The sequence below is a fragment of the Methylobacterium sp. E-066 genome (assembly GCF_022829635.1).
Taxonomy (GTDB): Bacteria; Pseudomonadota; Alphaproteobacteria; order Rhizobiales; family Beijerinckiaceae; genus Methylobacterium.
In genome coordinates this window covers 17745-35875 of record NZ_JAKSYO010000024.1, presented here as the reverse complement: position 1 = coordinate 35875, position 18131 = coordinate 17745, and the positions used below count along the sequence as shown (strand labels likewise).

Genomic DNA, 18131 nt, shown 5'->3' with positions numbered 1-18131 from the left:
CGACACGGCAGCAATCGGCATACCGAACCAGTACTCTCGCCTTGAACCAGACCCTACACATGGATTCCTGTAGATCTTGCTTACAGAACTAGGGCGCTCTGTCACGATTTTGTGGCACCAACAGGCCTGGAATTGTTGGGGACTACGTAAACGGATTCACGCGAGAATCGTCGCACCCGGTGCCGCGTAGGCCGCAGACTCGCCCGCGAGGAAGTGTTGGAAGCGCGCCCGGTCCTCGGCCGCCGCATCGTTCCAGCGCCCGATATTGTCGCGACTGGCCGCGGCGGCCCGGGCCAGGCCGTTTCCGCCGATCCAGGCCGTGAGCGCGGCGGCGGCGGCCTCGGGCGCTTCGGGGCGGATCAGCAGGCCGGACGTGCCCAGCACCTCGCGGAAGACCGGGGCGTCCGGGGCCACCACCGGCAGGCCGCCGTGCTGGACCTCCAGCAGCGGCAGGCCGAGCCCCTCGGCCTTCGAGGTCGAGAGCAGCAGGTGGCAGGAGCCGGCGAGATCCCGCAGCTCGGCATCGGACAGGTAGCCGTAGCGGTGCAGGAACGGCGGCGGGGCGTCCAGGAAGGCGTGCCGGCCCCAGCCGACCCGGCCGACCAGATGCAGCTCTGCCGGCATACCGGCGCGGTTGAGCGCAGCCGTCAGCGCGAGGGCGGCGGTGTAATCCTTGCGCGGCTCGATCGTGCCGATCGCCAGCATCCGCAACGGCGCACCCGGGACGTAGGGAGCCGGTCCCGGCAGGTCGTCGAGGCCGAAGGCATCGCGCACGGACGGGCGCAGCAGCGCGACCCGGGCCGTGGGCGCGCAGACGGCCCTCACGGCCGCGCCGGTGGTGCGGCTGTTGACGAACAGGTTCGGGCACCAGCGCAGCGCCCGCGCGAAGCTCGGGCTCATGTAGAGCCGGCTCTTCAGGCTCAGATCCTCCGGCCGGTCGAGCAGGAAGGTGTCGTGGACGTAGAACAGGCAGCGCTCGGCCGCGATCGCGCAGAGCGGCCCCGGCGGGAAGCCCGGGAACAGGAACAGCGTGTCCCGGTCCCGCAGCGCCCGCAGCGGCAGGCCGAGTTGCTGCTGGCCGATCATCCCGGGCAGCGAGCCGCTGGTGACCGGGCGGATCTCGTGCGGCGCCAGCCGGTCGGGGGCGAACAAATCGAGGGTGATCCGCTCGATCCCGGTGACGTGGGCGCGCAGATGGGTCTGGTCGAGATAGATCCGCTTGGTGCCGGGCTTCACGGCACGCTCCGCCGCAGGGTGCCGGCGAGGTACAGGCAGCGGCGCACGAACAAAGGCATGCGCCGGCCGAGCACCAATTGCTTCGCCCGTCGCAGCCGCCGCACCAGGGGCCGCGACGCCGCCGGCACCGTGCCGCTGGCGCCGGGCTGAAGCTGGGCCGCGAACGGAAAATGGCCGAGCATGGCGGGGGCGAAGCTAGGGCGTGCGGTGTCGGAGAGGAGCCCGCCATCCCGAAACAGACCATCGAGCGACAGGGCGGCGGCGGCCGGGCTGTGGCGATTCTCCAGGGCGATCCGCGCGAAGGCGCCGAGCCGTGCCCGGGCCGCTCTGTCTTCCACCAGCTCGGTGAGCGCCTGGGCCAGGGCACCGGGCTTCATCGGCACGAGGCGGCCGGACACGCCGTCGATCACCGCGGAGGTCAGGCCGGAGGTGCGGTAGGCGAGCGTCGGCACGCCGCACAGGCCGGCCTCGATCGGGGTCTGCCCGAGGGTCTCGTGGCGGCTCGCGGTGACGTGGAGGTCGCAGGCGCCGTACCAGGCGGCCAGGGTCGCCTCGTCGGCGATCAGCCCCGGCGCGAACAGGTTCGGCACGCCAAGCCGGGCCGGATCGTCGAGCCGGCCGATCGCCACGACGCCGACCCCCGGCCGCACCGCGGCCTGGAGGGCGGCGCGCAGATCCGCAAACCCCTTGTCGGGGCCGTCGACGATCACCGCCGAAATGAGGATCAGCACGTCGCCTTCCGGCAGGCCGAGGCGGCGTCGCAGTTCGGCGCGGTCGCCCGGACGGAAGGTCGCCGTCGGGAAGGCCAGCCGGATTTGTGTCGACGGGGTGCCGGACGGGGCCAGCTCCTGCGCGCGCGCCAGGGTCCAGTCGGAATTCGCCAGCAGCCACGGTCCGGCGGGACCAGCCAGCACGGCACGCTTGCGGGCGTGCATCCCGGCGATCCGCCCGGGGGCGAGTTGCGGATACTCGTCCGGCCCCGGGCAGGCGGCATCGCAGCCGATGGCGGCGCGGGTGCAGTCGCGCGGGTGGCAGCAGCGGCCGGTGAGCGGGAACAGGTCGTGCAGCACGAGCGCCACTGGGCCGCGTCGGGCGAGGCGCCCGACCACATCGAGGCTGCGGGTGGCGCCGTGAAGATTGCCGGCGAGGACGAGGTCGGGCGAAGCAGCTTCGATCTCCGCCTCGGCCTGGGGAAACGCGTCGGTCCATTCGGCGGCTTCGGGCCGGTCGCTCAGCGCGACGCCCGTCACCCGATGGCCGGCCAGCGCCAGCGCATCGGCGAGCCGCCGCTGGGCGACGCCGGCGCCGCCCTGGGTGCCGGTGCCGGTGAGAGAGACGATCGACAGGCTCTCGGTCGCCTCCGCCGGCGCCTCGCTCACGCGCTGGAGCAGGACCGGGCGGCCAATGCGCCCGCGCGCGGCTTCCGGCAGCGCCGACCATGCGGCGGAGGCGTCCAGGCGGCCCTCAACGTCGAGGATTGCATGGGCCCGAAGGGCGTCGCGCACCCACAGTACTTCGCCGCCGGTGAACGGCACGCCGCCCGACGCGTCGGAGGCCTTGAGCCCCGGGATGTCCAATCCCAGAACTGTGTCGGCAAACAGGACCCGGAGACCGGCGACCGCCGCCGCGCCGATCAGGGCGGCCTCCAGGGCCAGGGCGGTGAGGGCGCCGGGGGCCAGGAGATCGCCCGGGCGCAGCCACAGCAGGGCATCGCAACCGGGCTCTCCCAGAATTTTTTGGATATGCGCGCGGCCGAGACCTGGCGGCACGATGTCGTGCCGGAGCTCCGGGTAGTCCTGGCGCAGGATCGAGGCGGCGGTCCCACTCGCATCCGCGCCGGGCGTCATCACGGTGACGATGCGGATTCGCGGCCAAGGGCGTCCATCCGGCAGCGCGGCCGGCCGGGCTGCCCCGGGGGCGGCGGGTCCGAACGGCCAGCCGGCGACGCCGTGGGCGGGCGGTGAGGGTGCAGCGTTGGTCAAAGTCGGTTCGCGGGTCGGGCGGGGCCGGCACTCTGCGCGCGAAGGATGAAAAAGATTGCCGCGCGGGGCCCGCGCGTCATCAGCCGTCAACGCGGATGCGGGCGGGGCCGGCCGCCATCCGGCCGATTCGGGTCGCGGCAGCGTGGCCCGCGTCCCGGATGCGCGTGAGAACCGCATCCGCCTGGGCCGCCGCGCAGGTCACCAGCAGGCCGCCGGAGGTCTGCGGGTCGGTGAGCAGGTGCCGGCGCCAATCGGGGAAATCCGCCGGCAGATCGACCTCGGCCCCGAAGGCGTTCCAGTTGCGGTGCGAGGCGCCGGTGACGAAGCCCTCCTGAACCAGCGCCTCGGCGCGGGGCAGGAACGGCAGCGCGCCGGCGTCCAGCGCGAAGGTCAGCCCGGCGCCGCGGGCGATCTCGAGCCCGTGGCCCAGGATGCCGAAGCCTGTCACGTCGGTGAGCGCATGCACGGACGGCTCGGCGGCCAGGGCGATGCCGATCGTGTTGAGCCGGGTGGTGGTGGCGACGAAGTCGCGATAGCCGGCCTCGTCCAGCGCGCCCCGCTTGATCGCCGCGGAATAGACCCCGACGCCGAGGGGCTTCGTGAGGATCACCGCATCCCCGGCCAGCGCGTCGGCGTTGCGCCGTACGGCCTCCCGGCGGCAGGTGCCGATCACCGCGAGGCCATAGATCGGCTCCGGCGTGTCGATGGAATGGCCGCCCGCCACCGGGATCCCGGCCTCGGCGCATTTTTCCGCGCCGCCGCGCAGGATCCGGGCGACTACGTCGGGTTCGATCTTGCCCACCGGCATGCCGAGGATCGCCAGGGCGAAGATCGGCTTTCCGCCCATGGCGTAGACGTCCGAGATCGCGTTGGTCGCGGCGATCCGGCCGAAATCGACAGGATCGTCCACCATCGGGGTGAAGAAGTCGGTCGTGGCGATCACGCAGGTGCCGTCGTCGAGTTCCCAGACCGCCGCGTCGTCGGAGGTCTCGTTGCCGACGAGCAACCGCTCGAACGGCCCGGCAGCCGGCTGCTCGGCGAGCAGACGGCGCAAAATCGCCGGGTCGAGCTTGCAGCCGCAGCCGCCGCCATGGGCGAGACTGGTCAGACGGGGGGCATCGGTCATGGTTGGGCTCCGTTCCGGCCAAAGCCGCCGAAGCGGCTCCCAAATCAGTACCGCGTGGTCACCGCATTGAGCCAGTCCGGTGAGGCGGCGACCGCCGCGGCCTCGACGCGCTTGTCGGTGCCGGTGAGGATCAGGAGGCCCAGCACCATCATCACGGCCCCCAGGGCGGCCTTGACGCCCTTGCCGGCCGCGGCGAGCCCGCCCCGCCAGCGCATCAGCGCCTCCCGGGAGACGAAGCCGAGCAGCATCAGCGGCGCGGCGGCGCCGATTCCGAAGGCCAGCATCGTCAGGGCGACGCTCCCGAGATGCTCCCCCCGTGCCGCCAGCAGCGAGGCGGCCCCCAGGGTCGGCCCGACGCAGGGGCTCCAGGCGGCCCCGAGCAGCAGGCCGACGCCGAACTGGCCGGACAGTCCCGCGGACCGAAACCCGCCGAACCGGTCTTCCGCCCAGGCCCCCACCGGCCCGGCGGCGGTGGCGACCTGCGCCTGCAGCCGCGGCAGCATCAGCACCAGACCGAGGATCATCAGCAGCACTGCCCCGGCGCTGCGAAACACGTCGCCGTCGAGCCCGATAGAGAAGCCGATCGTCGCCACGAACAGCCCGATGGCGGTGAAGGACACGGCCAGGCCCAGCGCCAGCGCCACCGGCCCGAGGCGATGCTCAGAGGCCGCGGTCCCGAGCACGATCGGCACCAGCGGCAGCACGCAGGGCGAGAGCACCGACAGGAGCCCCGCCAGAAACGCCAACCCGACCGTTCCCAGCATCGCTGCGCTCTCCTCGCCGGTTCATTTTTGTAGGTCGGCAGGCTTCGCGCCGGCGGGCGCGGGCGTCAACCGGGCGCATCGTCCGGCCGGCGCGCGACCTTCCGCGTCGCCAGGCCCACGCGGACGCCTCTGCGGCAGCCCGCGTGGGCCTGCCTCACGGCGTCAGCGGATGCCGCCGCTGGCGGTGATCACCTCGCCGGTTAGCCAGCGGGCGTCATCGGAGGCGAGGAAGGCGACGACCCCGGCGATATCGTCCGGCTGGCCGGCGCGGCCGAGCGGCGTCTGCGCGACGAAGCTGGTCTCCATGTCGGAGCCGACGACGCCGGCCGTATGCGTGCCCTCGGTCACCACGAAGCCCGGGCTGACGGTGTTGACGCGAATCTTCCGGGGCGCCAGCTCGTTGGCGAGGACGCCCGAGACCGCGTTCAGGGCCCCCTTGGTCCCGGCATAGACCGCCGCGTTCGGCGTATGCACGTGGGTGATGGCCGAGGAGATGTTGATGATGGTGCCGCCCTCGCCGAGATGTTTCGCGGCCGCCTGGCTCGCCAACAGGACGCCGAGCACGTTGACGTCGAAGAGACGGCGATAATGCGCCTCGGTGATCTCTTCGAGCGCCGCGAATTCGTAGACGCCGGAATTGTTGACCAGCACGTCGAGCCGGCCGAACTGCTTCACCGCCGCGTCGATCAACCCTTGCGCCTGCGCGGCCTTGGACACGTCCCCCTGGACGGCGACCGCCCGGCCGCCGGCCGCGGTGATGGCGTCGACGACGGCCTCCGCGCCCGCCTTGCTCGACGCGTAATTGACCACGACCGCCGCGCCCTCTTTCGCCAGTCCCTTGGCGATAGCGGCTCCGATCCCCTTCGACGCACCGGTCACCACGGCGACCTTTCCTGCGAGCTTCGACATGTGTGCTAACCTCTGGCTGGGACCGGCTCCGGGATGACAGTCTTGATCCCATAGTTCGGAACTTCGGAACTAACGAAGCGCGGTTCAAGCCCCTAGATACGGAAATCATGAGGCCGTTCGTTCACCCCGCCATCGAGGACGTCCAACCCGAGGCGATCCTGCACGCGCTGTCCGACCCGAACCGTGCGGCGATCTTCGCCAAGATCATGACGGCCGGCTGCGTCGAGGCCTGCTCGGCCGTCTCCGCGTTGGGCGATCGGGTCATCCCGAAATCGTCACTGTCCACGCACTTCAAGGTGCTCCGCGAGGCCGGGTTGATCCGGAGTGAGCGCCACGGCGTCGAGATGCGGAACCATTCGCGGTGGGACGAGGTGGAGGCTCGCTTCCCCGGCCTGCTGGCCGCGATCATCAACGCCTACGCAGCGGAAGCCGGCGCCGGTCCTTGCCGGTCCGGTGCGTGATCGCCGGACCGGCACGGCCCAGCATCCGGCGACCACAGGGGCGGGTCGAACACCGCACGGAGCGAACGCGTGGCCATCTTCTTCACGGGCGACACCCATTTCGGCGACCCGCGCGCCCTGCGCTTCGACCATCGCCCCTATCCGGATCTCGACGCCCACGATGCCGGCCTGATCGCCGCCTGGAACGGCGCGGTGGCGCCGGGCGACACGGTCTGGCACCTCGGCGATTTCGCCCTCGGCCCGAGCAGGGCGCGGATCCGCGAGATCCTCGACGGGCTCAACGGCGAGAAGCACCTGATCGTCGGCAACAACGATGGGCCCGACACGCTCCAGGCCCCCGGCTGGGCCTCGGTGCGCCACTACGCGGAACTGCTGGTTGAGGACCGGATGGTCGTGCTCTGTCACTACGCGTTCCGCACCTGGAACGGGATGGGCAAGGGCGCGCTCAACCTGCATGGGCATAGCCACGGCAAGCTCAAGCCGATGCCGAAGCAGTACGATGTCGGGGTCGATCCGATGGGGCCGGCCCCGGTCGGCCTCTCAGCAATCCTCACCTCGCGCCTCCGCCGGAAGGCGTAGTCGGGTCGGAACCTTCACAGCAGCTTCACCGTTTCAGCGGACAGAGAGGGGATGGATGCGTTCCACCCCCGAGACACCCGCCACCCCCGTCCGCGGGGCTGCACCAGAAACCGATCCGCGAGTCAGCCCGTGAGTGCCCGTTCGGCCTCTCTGCTCCCTTCCGGCCTCGCCAAAACGGCCCTGGCCGGGGCCTTCGCGATCCTCGCTCTGACCTCCTCGGCGCTGGCCCTGCCGGCGTGCCTGGAGGCCCAGCGCAAGGTCGACGAGGCCAATGCCCTGCGCTTCCAGGCGCGCCAGGAGGCGCGTTTGGGGAACCACGACCGCGTCTGCGACACGCTGGATGAGGTCGGCGACCGCTACGACGACGCCCGCGACGCCTTCGAGCGCTGCGGCGAGGGCGTGGTGGCCATCGACCTCCGCAGCGAGCTGCGCGGCCTCCGCATCGCCAAGAAAATCAACCGCTGCGACTGACCGGGTGCGCCTGCGCACCTCGACCGTTCACGCCCCGCATCATCATCTCAACACAAGCGACGCACGTCGCCGACAAGGTTATGCGCCGATGACCACCGCCCTGCTGTCGTCCGACATCGAAGCGCCCGCCGCCAACCGCACCGGCCCGTCCTTCGCGGCCGCACTGTGCGGGTTCATCAGCACCACCGTCGCCACGACGATGCTGCTGGTGCTGATCGGGACGCTCTGATCGGGGCTAGGATATGGAGCGTCTTATCTCTGGACTACATGCCCTGTCGAACCGCGGATGATCCGCTTCGCGGCGTGTGAAGTTCCATAGCCCGTACGAGGAAGAGGGCGCCTCGCCTCTTCCGAGCCAATTTGAAACCGCTCAGCCCGCCGAAGCGACGATCCTCATTTACCCCATTGCCTCGACCAGCCGCTTGCGCTGGACCTTGCCGTTGGCGGTCCGAGGCAGGGCCTTGAGAAAGCGGATCTCCCGCGGGCGCTTGTAGGCGGCGAGCCGGCTCTCGCACCAGGCGAGCAGGTCGGCCGCGTCGGGCTCGGCGCCCGGCTGGAGCACCACGAAGCCGCAGATGACCGAGACGTCGGCCCGCACCGGCAGCTCGGCCACCCCGACCTCCGCCACGGAGGGGTGGGCAGAGAGGACGACCTCGACCTCGTTCGGCGAGACCCGGTAGCCCATGGCCTTCATCAGGTCGTTGTTGCGGCCCTCGAACCAGACGTAGCCCTCGGCATCGAGCCGGGCGAGGTCGCCACCGACGAACCAGTCGCCGCGCATCACCTCGGCCTCCTCGTTGGGACGGTTCCAGTAGCCGAGCATCAGCGCCGGCTCCGAGCGGTGGACGGCCAGAAGCCCGGTCTCGCCGGCGGGTAGCGGCTCGGGCGGCCCCTCCACCGGTAGGATCGCCACGCGCCGCCCTGGCTGCGGCCGGCCCGGGGAGCCCGGACGGACCGGGATGGTCGGGCCGCTGGAGATGTAGGTGGAGATCTCGCTCATCCCGAGCGCCTCGTAGAGCGGCTTGCCCGTGGCCCGGCTCCAGGCCTCCAGCAGCTCCACCGACAGGGGCTCGCCGGCGGTGCAGCCGTGGCGCAGGCTCGACAGGTCGTGCTGGGCGAGATCGCCGTATTTGAGGATCTGGCGGTAGAGGGTCGGGACCGCGGCGAACAGGGTGGCGCCGTATTCCGCGATCAGGCGCGGCCAGACCGCCGGGTCGCGGGGGCCGTTGTAGAGCACCGCTGTGGCGCCCACCGACCACGGGTCGCTCAGGCCGACGCCCAGCGTGTAGGTCCAGTTCATGGTGCCGGCATGGAGCATCACGTCGGATTCGGTGAGCCCGATCCAATGCGCGACCATCGGCCAGCGGCCGAAGGCGGCCCGGTGGGCGTGCAGCACGCCCTTGGGCCGGCTGGTGGTGCCGGAGGTGTAGATCAGCATCGCCGGGTCGTCGGCGGCGGTGTCAGCATAGTCGGGCAGCGGCGGGCCAGCCTTCAGGGCGGCGATGGCGGCGGCGTCGAGCAGGAGGCGGGTGCCCGAGGCCTCGGGCGTGACCGTGCAGCCACCGCCGACCACGATCGCCGCCGTGCCAGAATTCTCCATCAGGAACGCCGCCTCGCCCTCGGTCAGCTGCGGCGAGGATGGCAGCGCCACGAGGCCCGCCGCCAGGGCGCCGAAATAGACCAGGACGTAATCGGCCTCGTTGCCCATCCGGATCATCACCCGGTCGCCGGGCTTCAGCCCGAGCCCGAGCAGGCCCGCCGCGATGCTCCGCACCGCCCGGTCGACTTCGCCGAAGCTGAGCCGGCTCGCGGTGCCGTCGCCGACCAGGACCAGGGCGGTCTTGTCGGGGCGCAGCCGCGCGTTCTCGGACAGGCAGTACCGGGCCGCGTTGAACCGGGCCGGCGGTTGGCGATCGTGGGACCGGAGGGCGTCGGACAAAGGGCGTTCCCCATCGTTGAGGGTTTGGCCCGGGTGTCCCGCATCGGCGCCGCGCTCGTCAACCGTGGGTGAGCCGGCGCCGATGCAAACCGTCTCAGGTCCGCCGCTGGGCCTGGCCCTCCTGCTCCTCAAAACCCTTGAGCACCTTGTCGAGGGTCATCGGGTATTCGCGGATCCGGATGCCGGTGGCGTTGTAGATGGCGTTGGCGAGAGATGCCCCGGCGCCGCAGATGCCGAGCTCGCCCAGCCCCTTGCTCTTCAATGGATTCGACTTGTCGTCGAGCTCCGGCAGGAACACGGCGTCCATCACCGGAATGTCGGCATGGACCGGCACATGGTACTCGGCCATGTCGTGGTTGACGAAGAAGCTGTAGCGCGGATCGATCACCGCATCCTCCATCAGCGCCGCGCCGACGCCGAAGGTCATGCCGCCGATCGCCTGGCTCCGCGCGGTCTTGGCATTGAGGATCCGGCCGCCGGTGAAGACGCCCAGCATTCTCCGAAGCCTGATCTCGCCGGTATCAGCGTCGACGCCGACCTCCGCGAAGTGGGCACCGTAGGAATACTGCGAGAATTTTTCCTTCATCTCCCCCGGCTTAATCTCGCCGGACGCCTCCAGCCCGGTTCCGGCCAAGTCCTTGAGCGACTCGGTGCGGTTGCCCGACATCACCGCGCCGTCCCGGAAGGTCGCGCCTTCCGGGTTGAGGTCGCCCGCCTTCAGCAGAGCCTGCCGGAGGTTGTCGCAGGCGACGTAGAGGGCCGAGCCCGCCGAGCCGGCGCCGAACGAGCCGCCGGAGCCCGCTGCGAACGGGAAGTCGGTGTCGCCCATCTCGACCCGCACCCGCTCCATCGGAAGCCCCAGCATCTCGCCGGCGATCTGGGTAAGGATCGTGTAGGTGCCGGTACCGGGATCGGTCATTGCCATGCGGACCACCAGCACCCCGTCCGGGCCGAGCCGGACCTTGGCGGAGGACGGCATCAGCGGGTTGAGCCGGGCGGCCGCCGACATGCCCATGCCGACGAGCCAGTTGCCCTCGCGCCGGCTGCCCGCCGCCTGCCGCTTGTCCCATCCGAACAGGCGGGCGCCCTCGCGCATGCAGGGCACGAGCTGGCGCGTGGAGAACGGCACCTTCTTCTCAGGATCCTCGGCGGGCTCGTTGCGCACCCGCAGCTCGATCGGATCGATCTTCAGGTGCTCGGCCAGCTCGTCCATAGCGCATTCGAAGGCGAGCTGACCCACGGCCTCGCCCGGCGCGCGCATCGATGACGCGATCGGCATGTTCAGGTTGACGAGCCGGTGGCGCGTCACGCGGTTCTGCGCCGCGTAGAGCGAGCGGGTAACGTTGGCTGAGGTCTCGAAGAAGCCGTCGCCCTCGGCGGTGTCGGACCAGGATTCGTGGCTGATCGCCGAGAGCTTTCCGTCCTTGTCCGCCCCGAGCCGGATCCGCTGGACCGTGTCGGTGCGGTGGGTCGCGACGTGAAACTCCTGCTGGCGGGTCATCGCGACCTTCACGGGCCGCTGGATCACCTTGGAGGCCAGGATCGCCAGGGTCGCTTCGGGCTGCGCCTGCAGCTTCGCCCCGAACCCGCCGCCGATATAGGGGCTGACGATCCGCACCTTCTCGGGCGCCAGCTTGAGGACGGACCCCAGGGCCTTCTGGCCGCGGTTCGGCATCTGGTTGGCAGTGTACAAGACGACCCCGTCGCCCTCCCAGGAGGCGATGGTGGCGTGCGGCTCCATCTGGGCGTGGATCTGCGGCGGCGTCGTGTACTCGACGTCGAGCTTCACGGGCGCCGCGGAAAAAGCCGCGTCGAAGTCGCCGAGCTTGGAGTCCGGCGGCGAGTTGACGGGCTTGGGCTCGTAAGCCGCCGCCATGTTGTCCTTGAGCAGGGCCTTGGGCTTGGCCGCGTCGTAGCGGACCTTCACCAGCATCGCGGCGGCCCGGGCCTGCTCGAAGGTCTCGGCGACCACGAAGGCCACGGGCTGCCCGTAGAACTTGATCTCCTTGCCCTGAAGCTGCGGCCAGACCTGCTCTTTCTTCTCGCCCTGCTCGGGCACGTTCTCGTGGGTCAGGACCAGGATCGTCCCCGGGGCCCGGCGGGCGGCCTCGGCGTCGATCGCCTGGATCGTGCCGGCCGCGATGGCGGCGGGCACGATGAACCCGTAGGCCGGGTTCTTCAGCGCCTTGGTCTCGTAGGCGTAGGGGGCGTGCCCGGTGACCTTCAGCGGGCCTTCGACGCGGTCCAGCGGCTTGCCGACGAGGCCGTCGGGCCGGTCGTCGAGGGGCGTCCGGCCGATCGGCTGGTTCATCTCCATGGGATTGGTCCTTGCTGGATTTCGGCAAGCTTGCAGCGGCCTACCGCTGCAAGCTTGCCTAAGCTTTTGATTGCTCGCAGGTTTTTGACGGAAAACCGGATACCACTTTTCCTAAACCTGCTTAGGCGCGGGTCGCCTGCGCCATGACGGCGCGCAGGGTCCGCCGCGTCAGCGGGATCTTGAAGTCGTTGGCGCCGTAGCCGCGGGCGCCCTTCAGGACGGCGTCGGCGGCGGCATCGGCGGAGCCGGTCCGCATCAGCGCCTCCTCGGCCTCGGCCACGCGCCAGGGCTTGTGCGCCAGGCCGCCGAAGGCGAGCCGCGCCGTGGTCGGCTTGCCGCCCTCGGCGCCGGCGATCACCGCGGCCACCGAGACGGTGGCGAAGGCGTAGGAGGCCCGGTCGCGGACCTTGCGGTAGATGTGCTGGCCGGCCACCGGCTTGGGCAGCGTCACCGCGGTGATGATCTCGCCCTTGCGCAGGTCGGTCTCGATCTGCGGCGTGTCGCCCGGCAGCCGGTGGAAGTCGGCGATCGGGATGCTGCGCCCCTGCCCGGCCGGATCGATGGTCTCGACGGTGGCGTCGAGCGCCCGCATCGCGACGTTCATGTCGGACGGGTTGGTGGCGATGCAGGCGTCGCTCGTGCCGAGTACCGCCATGATCCGGTTGAACCCGCCGATCGCCGAGCAGCCCGAGCCGGGCTCGCGCTTGTTGCAGGGCATCGCGGTGTCGTAAAAATAGTAGCAGCGCGTCCGCTGGAGCAGGTTGCCGGCGGTGGTCGCCTTGTTGCGCAGCTGCCCCGAGGCGCCGGCGAGCAGCGCCTTCGCCAGAACCGCGTAATCCTTGCGCACCCGCGGGTCGGCGGCGAGATCGGAATTGCGCACCAGGGCGCCGATCCGCAGGCCGCCCTCCGGCGTCGCCTCGATCGTGTCGAGGGGCAGGCGGTTGACGTCGATCAGCGTCGCCGGGGTCTCGATCTGGAGCTTCATCAGGTCGAGCAGGTTGGTGCCGCCGGCGATGAACTTGGCGTTCGGCCGCTCGGCCGCGAGCTTGGCCGCATCCTGCACGGTGGCGGGACGCTCGTAGGTGAAAGCCTTCATGTCCGCCCCCTCAGAGGTTGCTGGCGGCGGTATCGCGGATCGCCGCGACGATGTTCGGATAGGCGCTGCAGCGGCAGATGTTGCCGCTCATCCGCTCGCGGATCTCGGCGTCGCTGAGGCTCGGGGTCGCGGCGATGTCGTCGGTCACGGCGCTCGGCCATCCGGCCTTGGCCTCGCTCAGCATGCCCACCGATGAGCAGATCTGGCCGGGGGTGCAGTAGCCGCACTGGAAGCCGTCATGCTCCAGGAAGGCCGCCTGCATCGGGTGGAGCTTGTCACCGGAGGCCAGGCCCTCGATCGTGGTGATGGCGTCGCCCTCGTGCATGGCGGCGAGCGTCAGGCAGGCATTGATCCGCCGGCCGTCCACCAGGACCGTGCAGGCGCCGCACTGGCCGTGGTCGCAGCCCTTCTTGGTGCCGGTGAGCGCGAGGTTCTCGCGCAGGGCGTCCAGCAGGGTCGTGCGCGTGTCGAGAACCAAGTCGCGCGGCTGGCCGTTGATCGTGAGCCGCACCGGCATGGTCTGCGGAGCGGGATCGCCGGGCGCTGCGGCTGCGGGGGCCGGCCGGAAGCCGAGGGCGCCCAGCGCGCCCGCCACCGTGCAGCCTTCCACGACGGCGCGGCGCGTCAGGGCGAAGGGCTTGGTCGGAGTCTCGTCTGTCATACTGCTATCCCGCCCATGCGCGACGCTCGACGGCGGGGCGCAGCCTGGAATTCAATGTCCCAACTCCAGCATTCGCGGATTAGATCCGGTCCAGACTGCGCCCCTTCACCGCGGGTTCACAGCTGATCCGCGCGGTTCGCCCTTGGTTGATCGTGGATCCGAACCACATGCGTCTGTGGGAATAGATTCACCGGAGTCTTCAGAATGGCCGTCATCGTCCCGACCCTGCCCCTCAACGACGGGCGCCGCATTCCGCAGATCGGATTCGGCTGCTGGCAGCTCTCGGATGCGCAGGCGCCCGACCTCGTCGGCCACGCGCTCAAGGCCGGCTACCGCCTGATCGACACCGCCGCCGCCTACGGCAACGAGGAGGGCGTCGGCCGCGGCATCCGCGAGGCGGGAGTGCCGCGCGAGGAGGTGTTCCTCACCACCAAGCTCTGGAACGACCGCCAGGGCCGCGACGCCACCCACCAGGCCTTCGACGAGAGCCTGAAGCGCCTCGGGCAGGATTACGTCGACCTCTACCTGATCCATTGGCCGTGCCCGCAGCGGCGCCTGTTCGTTGAGAGCTGGCGCACGATGATCCAGCTCCGCGACGAGGGACGCGCGAAGTCGATCGGCGTCTCGAATTTCACGCCGGAGCACATCGCCACGCTGGTGGCTGAGACCGGCGTAACCCCCGCCGTGAACCAGATCGAGCTGCACCCACGTTTTCAGCGCGCGGAGCCGCGGGCCGACGATGCCCGTCACGGGATCGTGACAGAATCCTGGAGCCCGCTGGGGCAGGGCAAGGAGCTGAACGACCCGGTGATCGTCGCCATCGCCAAGTCCCACGGCAAGAGCCCGGCGCAGGTGGTGCTGCGCTGGCAGATGCAGATCGGCTGCGTGGCGATCCCCAAAACTGCGCGGCCCGAGCGCATCGTCGAGAACGTCTCGGTGTTCGACTTCGTGCTCAGCGATGCCGAAATGGTGCAGATCGCCGCCCTCGACCGGCCGGACGGGCGGATCGGGCCGGACCCGGCGACTTTCTGCTGAGCGAGCGGCCTTCGGCGGCGCAGCATAACACCGCGTCGCAAAAGATTTATGCTCAAGGCTAGCATATCTAGACAGACGGGTCCGGCGCCCATAAGTTAGACGGCACAATGCTCAAACTGAGCATAATGGAGGACGCCATGACGGCGACCGTGTCACCCGTCTCTCGTATGTCGGTTCCGGGCCTTCCGCTGCCGGATCTCTACGCCCGTGTCAGCCGCCACATTCCCGCGATCGAGTGGCCGGCGCTCGCCCCCGATATCGAGGCGATCCTGCGGCTGAAGCGCGAGCGCAACGCCGTGATCCTGGCGCACAATTACCAGGCGCCGGAGATCTTCCACACGGTGGCGGACATCGTCGGCGATAGCTTGGCGCTGGCCCGCGAGGCGGTAAACGTCGACGCCGACGTCATTGTCCTGGCCGGCGTCCACTTCATGGCCGAAACCGCCAAGCTGCTGAACCCGAGCAAGACCGTCCTGATCCCCGATATGGCCGCGGGCTGCTCGCTGGCCGATTCGATCACCGCCGCCGACGTGCGCGGCCTGCGCGCCAAGTACCCGGGCGTGCCGATCGTGACCTACGTCAACACCTCGGCCGCCGTGAAGGCCGAGTCGGATCTGTGCTGCACCAGCGGCAACGCCGTCGCAGTGGTGAAGTCGCTGAACGCCCCCCGGGTCCTGATGATCCCGGACGAGTTTTTGGCCCAGAACGTCCAGGCCGAGATCCCCGAAGTCGAGATCCTGACCTGGGCGGGTCATTGCGAGGTGCACGAGCGCTTCACGCCCGGCGACATCCGCGACGTGCGCGACAGCTACCCCGGCGTCACGGTGATCGCGCACCCCGAATGCCCGCCGGACGTCGTCGCCGAATCGGACTTCTCCGGCTCGACCGCGATGATGATGGATTTCGTCCTGCAGAAGCGCCCGAGCCAGGTCGTGCTGGTGACCGAGTGCTCCATGGCCGACAACATCGCGGCGGCGAACCCGGATATCGAGTTCATCAAGCCCTGCAACATGTGCCCGCACATGAAGCGGATGAGCCTGAAGAACATCCGCCGGGCTCTGGAGACGTTGACCCACGAGGTCACGGTCGATCCCGCACTCGCCGACCGCGCTCGGGCGGCGGTCGAGCGCATGCTGCTGGTGCGCTAGTCATGAACGCCGTCTCTCCCAACATGGCCGACCGCGTCGTCGTGGTCGGCGGCGGCGTCGCCGGCCTCAGCGTCGCGCTGAGGCTCGCACCCCGCCCGGTGACGCTGATCACCGCCTCGGCCCTGGGGCTGGGCACCGCCACCGGCTGGGCGCAGGGCGGCATCGCCGCCGCGGTCGGCGCTGACGATGCGGCCGCCCTCCACGCCGCCGACACCGAGGCCGCCGGCGCCGGGCTGACCGAGCCCGACGTGGCGCTTCGGGTCGCCCAGGCGGGGCCGGGGCTGATCGACTGGCTGGTGCGGATCGGTGTCCCGTTCGACCGAACCGAGGACGGAACTCTCGCCCTCGGCCTGGAGGCAGCGCATGGTCGCCGCCGCATCGTCCGCTCCGGCGGCGACGCCACCGGCGCCCGGGTCCTCGAAGGCCTGGTGCGGGCGGTCCTGTCCGCGCCCTCCGTCGAAGTCGTCGAGGCCCGCGCCTGCGACCTGCTGCGCGACACAAACGGCGCGGTGGCCGGCATCGTCGCCGAGCGCGACGGCGCCCGGTTCCGCATCCCGGCCCGGGCCGTGGTGTTGGCCACCGGCGGCGTCGGCGCCCTCTATGCGGCGACCACCAATCCGCCCGGCGCCGTCGGCGGCGGCCTGGCGCTGGCCGCCCGCGCCGGGGCGGTGATGCGCGACATGGAGTTCGTGCAGTTCCACCCGACCGCCATCGCGGCCGGCGCCGACCCGATGCCGCTCGCCACCGAGGCGCTGCGCGGGGAGGGCGCCCGGCTGATCGACGAGACCGGCGCGGCCGTCATGGCCGGGATCACCGGCGGCGACCTCGCGCCCCGGGACGTGGTCGCCCGGGGCATCTTCCAGGCGCTGCAGCGGGGCCGCATCGTCTATCTCGACGCTCGCGGCGCCCTCGGGGCTTCGATGCCGAGGCGCTTCCCGACGGTGGCGGGCCTGTGCGCCGCCGCCGGCATCGATCCGGCGGTGCAGCCGATCCCGGTCCGCCCGGCGGCCCACTACCACATGGGCGGCGTGAAGGTTGACGCCTACGGCGCCACCTCGGTGCCGGGCCTCTATGCCTGCGGCGAGGTCTCCTCCACGGGCCTGCACGGCGCCAATCGGCTCGCCAGCAATTCCCTGTTGGAGGGGCTGGCCTATGCCGGCTTCATCGCCGACGCCCTCGACGCGCCGCTCCCGGGCGCGATCGTGCCCGAGACGGCACCGCCCCGGTCGGTCACGGAGCTCCCGTCGATCCGCAGGCTGATGGAAGCCCGGGTCGGTGTCGTGCGCGACGCCGGCGGCCTCGCCGAGGCGGTGTCAGTCCTCGAACCCCGTGCCGAGACCTGCGACGCCGCCCTGGTGGCGCTGATGATCGCCCGGGGTGCGCTGTCCCGCGAGGAGAGCCGCGGCGCCCATTGGCGCAGCGATTTTCCTCACACCGCCCCCGCGGCGCATACCGAGACGACCCTCGCCGTGCTGAACGCCGAGCGCCGCGAGACCATCACCGTAGGGACGGAGCTCACGCCATGACGCAATCGGTCCTGACGGAAGAGATCCTGCCCCTGCCGCGGCTCCTGGTAGAGCCGGTCGTGCGCGCCGCCCTGGTCGAGGATCTCGGCCGGGCCGGCGACATCACCACCGACGCCATCGTGCCCCCGGGCGAGCGGATGCGCGGCGTCATCGCCTCCCGCCAGGCCGGTGTCATCTCCGGCACCGATGCCGCGGCCATCGCCTTCGCGCTGATCGATCCGGCCGTGACCGTGACGGTCGAGCGCGGTGACGGCGCCCGCGTCGTGCCCGGCGACGTGGTCCTGCGCCTCGAAGGACCGGCCCGGGCGATCCTCACGGCCGAGCGCGTCGCCCTGAACCTGCTGTGCCGGATGTCCGGCGTCGCCACGGCGACGAACGGGCTCGTCGAGGCGGCGCGTCCGCACGGCAAGGCCTCGATCGTCTGCACCCGCAAGACCACCCCGGGCCTGCGCGCCCTGGAGAAACACGCGGTGCGGGCCGGCGGCGGCTCGAACCACCGCTTCGGCCTCGACGACGCGGTGCTGATCAAGGACAACCACGTCGCGGTCGCCGGCGGCATCGTGCCGGCCATCCAGCGCGCTCGGGCGCGGGCTGGCCATCTGGTGAAGATCGAGTGCGAGGTCGACAGCCTCGAGCAGCTGGAGGAAGCCCTCTCGATCGGGGTCGACGCCGTTCTCCTCGACAATATGGGCCCCGATCTGCTCACCCGCGCCGTGGCGATGATCGACGGCCGCGCCCTCTCGGAAGCCTCCGGCCGGATCACCCGCGAGACCGTGGGCCCGGTGGCGGCCTCGGGCGTCGACCTGATCTCCTGCGGCTGGATCACTCATTCGGCGGCGATCATCGACCTGGGGCTGGACGCCGCCTGACCGATGATGCTC

At 70.7% G+C, this 18131-nt stretch carries 17 protein-coding genes; 8 read left to right on the top strand and 9 right to left on the bottom strand.

Annotation, left to right across the window (positions count from 1 at the left end):
- Positions 1–156: 156 nt before the first annotated feature.
- The 5 genes from MKL20_RS01620 to MKL20_RS01600 form a co-directional block, all read right to left on the bottom strand.
- Entirely contained in the window at positions 157–1236 is a 1080-nt protein-coding gene (locus MKL20_RS01620) for a glycosyltransferase (RefSeq protein ID WP_244035212.1), read from the bottom strand.
- A complete protein-coding gene (locus MKL20_RS01615; protein ID WP_244035211.1) occupies positions 1233–3218 on the bottom strand; it encodes a glycosyltransferase in 1986 nt (661 codons plus the stop codon). Before MKL20_RS01615 ends, MKL20_RS01620 begins: the two co-directional genes overlap by 4 nt.
- A 79-nt stretch (positions 3219–3297) precedes the next feature.
- The gene (gene selD / locus MKL20_RS01610; protein WP_244035210.1) at positions 3298–4344 is read right to left on the bottom strand and encodes a selenide, water dikinase SelD; all 1047 of its coding nucleotides are present in this window, start codon (positions 4342–4344) and stop codon (positions 3298–3300) included.
- 44 nt (positions 4345–4388) lie between these two features.
- Positions 4389–5108: a cytochrome c biogenesis CcdA family protein gene (locus MKL20_RS01605; RefSeq protein ID WP_244035209.1), complete on the bottom strand. Its 720-nt coding sequence runs from the start codon at positions 5106–5108 to the stop codon at positions 4389–4391.
- Positions 5109–5270: 162 nt separating this feature from the next.
- Positions 5271–6017, bottom strand: a complete 747-nt coding sequence (locus MKL20_RS01600; protein ID WP_244035208.1) for a glucose 1-dehydrogenase — start codon at positions 6015–6017, stop codon at positions 5271–5273.
- Positions 6018–6124: 107 nt separating this feature from the next.
- Between MKL20_RS01600 and MKL20_RS01595 the strand changes: the two genes are divergently transcribed.
- From MKL20_RS01595 to MKL20_RS01580, 4 genes are all read left to right on the top strand, one after another.
- Complete coding sequence (locus MKL20_RS01595) at positions 6125–6478, top strand: ArsR/SmtB family transcription factor (protein WP_244035207.1); 354 nt, start codon at positions 6125–6127, stop codon at positions 6476–6478.
- Positions 6479–6547: 69 nt separating this feature from the next.
- Positions 6548–7057, top strand: a complete 510-nt coding sequence (locus tag MKL20_RS01590; RefSeq protein ID WP_244035206.1) for a metallophosphoesterase — start codon at positions 6548–6550, stop codon at positions 7055–7057.
- 129 nt (positions 7058–7186) lie between these two features.
- Positions 7187–7528, top strand: a complete 342-nt coding sequence (locus MKL20_RS01585; RefSeq protein WP_409568092.1) for a hypothetical protein — start codon at positions 7187–7189, stop codon at positions 7526–7528.
- An 88-nt stretch (positions 7529–7616) separates the two neighbouring features.
- Complete coding sequence (locus tag MKL20_RS01580; RefSeq protein ID WP_243973169.1) at positions 7617–7757, top strand: hypothetical protein; 141 nt, start codon at positions 7617–7619, stop codon at positions 7755–7757.
- A gap of 168 nt (positions 7758–7925) precedes the next feature.
- On the opposite strand, the gene MKL20_RS01575 is transcribed toward MKL20_RS01580, so the two are convergent.
- From MKL20_RS01575 to paoA, 4 genes are all read right to left on the bottom strand, one after another.
- A complete protein-coding gene (locus MKL20_RS01575) occupies positions 7926–9467 on the bottom strand; it encodes a class I adenylate-forming enzyme family protein (protein ID WP_244035205.1) in 1542 nt (513 codons plus the stop codon).
- A gap of 94 nt (positions 9468–9561) precedes the next feature.
- Complete coding sequence (locus MKL20_RS01570; protein ID WP_244035204.1) at positions 9562–11784, bottom strand: xanthine dehydrogenase family protein molybdopterin-binding subunit; 2223 nt, start codon at positions 11782–11784, stop codon at positions 9562–9564.
- Positions 11785–11905: 121 nt separating this feature from the next.
- On the bottom strand, positions 11906–12880 hold the full coding sequence (locus MKL20_RS01565) for an FAD binding domain-containing protein (RefSeq protein ID WP_244035203.1): 975 nt from the start codon (positions 12878–12880) through the stop codon (positions 11906–11908).
- A 10-nt stretch (positions 12881–12890) separates the two neighbouring features.
- A complete protein-coding gene (paoA, locus tag MKL20_RS01560) occupies positions 12891–13541 on the bottom strand; it encodes an aldehyde dehydrogenase iron-sulfur subunit PaoA (protein ID WP_244035202.1) in 651 nt (216 codons plus the stop codon).
- Between the two features lie 204 nt (positions 13542–13745).
- Between paoA and MKL20_RS01555 the strand changes: the two genes are divergently transcribed.
- The 4 genes from MKL20_RS01555 (at position 13746) to nadC (ending at position 18119) form a co-directional block, all read left to right on the top strand.
- The gene (locus MKL20_RS01555; RefSeq protein WP_244035201.1) at positions 13746–14576 is read left to right on the top strand and encodes an aldo/keto reductase; all 831 of its coding nucleotides are present in this window, start codon (positions 13746–13748) and stop codon (positions 14574–14576) included.
- 137 nt (positions 14577–14713) lie between these two features.
- Positions 14714–15724: a quinolinate synthase NadA gene (nadA, locus tag MKL20_RS01550; RefSeq protein ID WP_244035200.1), complete on the top strand. Its 1011-nt coding sequence runs from the start codon at positions 14714–14716 to the stop codon at positions 15722–15724.
- Positions 15725–15726: 2 nt separating this feature from the next.
- Positions 15727–17250, top strand: a complete 1524-nt coding sequence (locus MKL20_RS01545; protein WP_244035199.1) for an L-aspartate oxidase — start codon at positions 15727–15729, stop codon at positions 17248–17250.
- Positions 17247–18119 carry a carboxylating nicotinate-nucleotide diphosphorylase gene (gene nadC, locus MKL20_RS01540; RefSeq protein ID WP_244035198.1) on the top strand — a complete coding sequence of 291 codons (873 nt, stop codon included), beginning with the start codon at positions 17247–17249 and terminating at the stop codon, positions 18117–18119. The genes MKL20_RS01545 and nadC overlap by 4 nt, the downstream gene beginning before the upstream one ends.
- The last annotated feature ends 12 nt before the right edge of the window (positions 18120–18131 follow it).

Bases quoted from the DNA above. Each gene is read 5' to 3' on its own strand.
- selD (WP_244035210.1), bottom strand. From the start codon at position 4,344: ATGACCGATGCCCCCCGTCTGACCAGTCTCGCCCATGGCGGCGGCTGC.
- MKL20_RS01605 (WP_244035209.1), bottom strand. From the start codon at position 5,108: ATGCTGGGAACGGTCGGGTTGGCGTTTCTGGCGGGGCTCCTGTCGGTG.
- MKL20_RS01600 (WP_244035208.1), bottom strand. From the start codon at position 6,017: ATGTCGAAGCTCGCAGGAAAGGTCGCCGTGGTGACCGGTGCGTCGAAG.
- MKL20_RS01595 (WP_244035207.1), top strand. From the start codon at position 6,125: ATGAGGCCGTTCGTTCACCCCGCCATCGAGGACGTCCAACCCGAGGCG.
- MKL20_RS01580 (WP_243973169.1), top strand. From the start codon at position 7,617: ATGACCACCGCCCTGCTGTCGTCCGACATCGAAGCGCCCGCCGCCAAC.
- MKL20_RS01570 (WP_244035204.1), bottom strand. From the start codon at position 11,784: ATGGAGATGAACCAGCCGATCGGCCGGACGCCCCTCGACGACCGGCCC.
- MKL20_RS01565 (WP_244035203.1), bottom strand. From the start codon at position 12,880: ATGAAGGCTTTCACCTACGAGCGTCCCGCCACCGTGCAGGATGCGGCC.
- paoA (WP_244035202.1), bottom strand. From the start codon at position 13,541: ATGACAGACGAGACTCCGACCAAGCCCTTCGCCCTGACGCGCCGCGCC.
- MKL20_RS01555 (WP_244035201.1), top strand. From the start codon at position 13,746: ATGGCCGTCATCGTCCCGACCCTGCCCCTCAACGACGGGCGCCGCATT.
- nadA (WP_244035200.1), top strand. From the start codon at position 14,714: ATGACGGCGACCGTGTCACCCGTCTCTCGTATGTCGGTTCCGGGCCTT.
- MKL20_RS01545 (WP_244035199.1), top strand. From the start codon at position 15,727: ATGAACGCCGTCTCTCCCAACATGGCCGACCGCGTCGTCGTGGTCGGC.
- nadC (WP_244035198.1), top strand. From the start codon at position 17,247: ATGACGCAATCGGTCCTGACGGAAGAGATCCTGCCCCTGCCGCGGCTC.